General features: G+C 74.5%; 2 protein-coding genes. Both read left to right on the top strand.

The window, feature by feature from the left end; translation table 11 throughout:
* A partial coding sequence (locus tag J0670_RS30945) for a SpoIIE family protein phosphatase (protein ID WP_374223201.1) occupies positions 1-2,547 on the top strand: 2,547 nt, incomplete at its 5' end.
* A gap of 240 nt (positions 2,548-2,787) precedes the next feature.
* Positions 2,788-4,537 (top strand): PAS domain-containing protein (locus J0670_RS30940; RefSeq protein ID WP_243437772.1); only part of this gene is annotated, 1,750 nt, incomplete at its 3' end.

Genomic DNA, 4,537 nt, shown 5'->3' with positions numbered 1-4,537 from the left:
GGCACGCCGCCCGGCCAGCGCGGCCGCCCCGGCCGGGCGTTCCCCGGCGGGCCCGCCGACACCGCCCGGGTCTTCGGCACACCCGCCGAGGGCAGCCTGCTCGACATGCTCAAGGTCGCCATCGCGATCCTGGACACCGCGGGCCGGGTGGTGCTCTGGAGTCCGGCCGCCGAGGAACTGCTCGGCTGGCCGAGCGAGCTGCTGGTCGGCCGCCGGATCGACGAGCTGATCCCCGACCAGGAGCAGGTCGTCCGGATCCGGGCCGCGATCCAGGGCACCCTGCGGCACGGCCGCTGGGCCGGGTACGCCGAGCTGCGCGACCGGGACGGCCTGCCGGTCGCCGTGGACGCCCGGATCTCCCTCCTGGTGGACGGCGACGGCACCCCGTTCCTGCAGATCAACATGGCCGAGGCGGGCGCCGTCGGCGCCGTCGAGCGCGACCTCGCGGTGCGCGACGCGCTGTTCGAGCAGTCCCCGCTGGGCATCGCCATCATGGACACCGACCTGCGCTACACCGCCGTCAACCAGACCCTGGCCGAGATGAACGGCGTCGCCCTGGAGGACCACGTCGGCCGCACCACCGGCGAGACCCTGCCCGAGCGGGCCGCCGACGAGATCACCGCGATCCAGCGCCAGGTGCTGGCCACCGGTGAGCCGGTCATCGACGTCACCCTCGCCTCCCCGGTCACCACCCGGGCCGGTTACCGCTCGATCTCCTACAGCCGGATGACCGACCGCTCCGGCCGGGTGCTCGGCATCTCCGGCACCGTGATGGACGTGACCGAGCGCTACCGGGCCGTCGCCAAGGTCGAGCACGCCCGGCGCCGGCTCTCGCTGCTCAACGAGTTCGGCTCCCGCGTCGGCGACCTGCTCGACGCCTCCCGGATCGCCCAGGAGCTCGCCAGCGCCGTCGTCCCCCGGCTCACCGACCACTCGGCGGTGATCCTGCTCCAGGCCGTCGCGCACGGCGACGACCTGCCCCGGCACGGCCACGACCGGCGCACCTCGCTGCTCCAGCTCGGCACCGCCTCCGTCCAGGACGGCCCCGAGGTCGAGGTGATGCTGCGGCGCGGCGCCCGGATCACCTTCGCCGAGGACTCCGCCTGCGGCCGGGTGCTGCGCACCGGCGTGCCCGAGCTGCTCTCCGGCTCCGACCAGCTGGACGACGTGACCTACCCGGGCGACCCCAAGATGCAGGCCGCCCACGACCTCGGCGTGCACTCGATGCTGGTCGTCCCGCTGCGGGCCCGCGGCATCGTGATCGGGCTGCTGCTGGTCAGCCGGGCCGGCTACCGCGAGGGCTTCGACCGGGACGACCTCGCCTTCACCGTCGAACTCGCCGACCGGGCCGGCAGCTCGCTGGACAACGCCCGCCTCTACGCCCGCGAGCGCACCGCCGCGCTCACCCTCCAGCGCACCCTGCTCCCGCAGCAGGTCCCGCAGCCCACCGGCGTCGAGGTCGCCTACCGCTACGTGCCCGGCAGCAGCGGCACCGAGGTCGGCGGCGACTGGTTCGACGTCATCCCGCTGCCCGGCGACCGCACCGCGCTGGTGGTCGGCGACGTGATGGGCCACGGCCTGCGGGCCGCCGCCACCATGGGCCGGCTGCGCACCGCCGTACGGGTGCTGGCCGCCCTGGACCTGCCGCCGGACGTCCTGCTGAGGCACGTACACGAGCTGGCCGACGACCTCGCCCAGGGGCCGGACGAGGCGCTGCTCGCCACCTGCGTCTACGCCGTCTTCGACCCGGACACCGCGAAGCTGACCGTCGCCAAGGCCGGGCACATCCCGCCGGTGCTGGTGGTGCCGGGCGAGGAGAGCGCGGAGCCGACCCGCACCGGCGGCCCGCTGCCCGGCGGCGCCGGACGGATCCTCGACCTGCCCTCCGGCGCGCCGCTCGGTGTCGGCGGAGTCCCGTTCGAATCCGTCGAACTGAAGATCCCCGAGGGCAGCCTGCTCGCGCTCTGCACGGACGGTCTGGTGGAGTCCCGCGACAAGGACCTCGACGTCGGCCTCGACCGGCTGATCACCGTGCTCCAGGAGCCGTACCCGTCCATCCAGGCCGCCTGCGAGGCGGTGCTCGACACCATGGAGCAGGGGCGCGAGCCGGACGACGTCGCGCTGCTGCTGGCCCGGCTCGGGCACGGCCAGGCCGGCACCCCGACGGCCGGCTGGACCCTGCCCGCCGAACCCACCGCCGTCTCCCGGGCCCGCCGGCTGGTCCGCGGAACGCTCGCCGAGTGGGGCGTCGAGGAATGCACCGACACCGCCGAGCTGCTGGTCAGCGAGCTGGTCACGAACGCCATCCGGTACGCCAGCGCCCCCATCGGGGTACGGCTGACGCTCGGCGAGACGCTGCTGGTCGAGATCTCCGACCCGCTGCCCGACCCGCCCCGGGAGCGGCACGCGGCCGAGGCCGACGAGGGCGGCCGGGGCCTGGAGCTGGTCCACCGGCTGGCCCTGCACTGGGGTGCCCGGGCCGAGGGGATCGGCAAGGTCGTCTGGTTCGAGCTCGCGCTGCCGGGTAATGAGCCCGACGGATCATGAACGGATCATGAGGCGAGTAGAACGCGAGTGGAACAGTGCTGCACATGCCATCGGGCGCCCGAGGGGAGCGCGCGCTCCGGAAGGGGGCGCGGGCGTGGCATTGTGGTTGCGCGGGCGGTAGGACAAAAACCTTCGCCCGATCTGATGTTGTGATGTTGAGGGCGTGTGAACGTACCCCTCGATGATGAATACTCGGTCTTCTCGACATCCGGACGGTCGCGGGTTGGAGGGGTCGGTCCGTTGAACAGCACTCCGGCGCGGAACGCGCCGAGCAGCAGCGGTCATGCCGCCGTACCCGGGCAGGCCGGTTCCCCGCACCTGCCCGTACCGGCGGCCCCGCCGGACACCGGGGGCACGGGCCCGGGCCGCGGCGCCCGACCGGCCGCCCGCCCCGTCGCCGAGGAACGGGCCTGGGGCACCGGCGACCCCGGCTCGTTCTACGACTACATCCGGGTCGCCACCTTCGCGATCGGCCCCGACGGGCGGATCAGCCAGTGGAGCGAGCGCGCCGCCGAGTTCTTCGGCGTCCCCGCCGCCGAGGCCGTCGGCGCCGACCCCGTCACCACCTTCGTCCCCCGCGAACTGTGGCAGCGCGGCCGTACCCGGCTGGAGCGCACCCTCGCGGGCGAGGAGTGGGTCGGCACCGCCCCCTACCGGGACGCCGCAGGCGGCGAGGGCCTCGCCGAGCTCTACCTGATGCCCGACAGCTCCCTGCCCACCGCGGGCGCCACCTGTCTGGCCGTCGACCTCGGCCGACTGCGCCGGATCGAGACCGACCTCGCCGCCTCCGAGGCCGTCTTCGGCCAGACCCCCACCGGCTTCGTGCTCTTCGACGACCGGCTGCGGCTGCAGCGGGTCAACGACGCCTTCGCCTCCGGCATGGGACTCGTCCCCACCGACCTGGAGGGCCTCACCGCGCACGACCTCTTCCCGCCCTCCGAGGCCGACCGGCTCACCGCCGCCCTGCGCAAGGTCCTCGCCACCGGCGAACCCGTCTTCGACCTGCGCTTCCACGGTGCCGTCCCGACCCGCGAGGGCAACCGGCTCTGGGCCGTCTCGCTGTACCGGCTCAACGGCGCGGCCGGCCACCCGATGGGCGTGGCCGGGCAGGTCTCCGACGTCACCAGCCGGCACGTCGCCGAGCGCGAGGCCGACGGCGTGCGCCGCAACCTCGCCCTGCTCAACGAGGCCAGCGCGCACATCGGCTCCACCCTCGACCTGGAGACCACCGCCAAGGAACTGCTGGACGTCGTCGTCCCGCCGTTCTGCGACCTCGCCACCGTCGACCTGTACACCGCGCTGCTCTCCGGCGAGACCGTCCCCAGCGCCGGGCGGCTCGGGGACACCGTGCTCACCGACGGCAGCGGCGAACTGCGCCGGGTCGCCGTCTCCAGCGTGATCGGCGAGGCCTCCTCGGTGCTCGGCTCGGTCACCAGCCTGCCGATCGCCGAGGCCGGCGGCACCCTCTGTTACCCGCGCCGCTCCCCGCACGCCCGGGCGCTGCGCACCGGCCGCAGCGTCGTCCCCGACCCCGGACGCGACCCGCTGCTGCGCTCCACCCTGATCGTCCCGCTGGTCGCTCGCGACCAGGTGCTCGGGCTGGTCCAGCTCTCCCGGGCGATCGGCAGCGAGCCCTTCGACGCCCGCGACGTCGCGATCGCCGAGGAACTCGTCGCCCGCGCCGCCGTCTGCATCGACAACGCCCGGCTCTACCGCCGCGAGCACGAGCGCGCGCTGATCCTCCAGCGCAGCCTGCTGCCCCCGGGCAAGCCGGCCGCCAGCGGCCTGGAGATCGCCTGCCGCTACCTGCCCAGCAACAACAACACCGAGGTCGGCGGCGACTGGTTCGACGTCATCCCGCTGCCCGGCAACCGCACCGCCCTGGTCATCGGCGACGTGATGGGCCGCGGCCTGCGCGCCGCCGTCGCCATGGGCCAGCTGCGCACCGCCGTCCGCACCCTCGCGATGCTCGACCTCGACCCGGCCGAGG

The sequence above is a fragment of the Streptomyces sp. FH025 genome (assembly GCF_017427025.1).
Taxonomy (GTDB): Bacteria; Actinomycetota; Actinomycetes; order Streptomycetales; family Streptomycetaceae; genus Kitasatospora.
The sequence above is the reverse complement of the archived record's forward strand: the minus strand, read 5'-3'. Positions and strand labels throughout refer to the sequence as shown.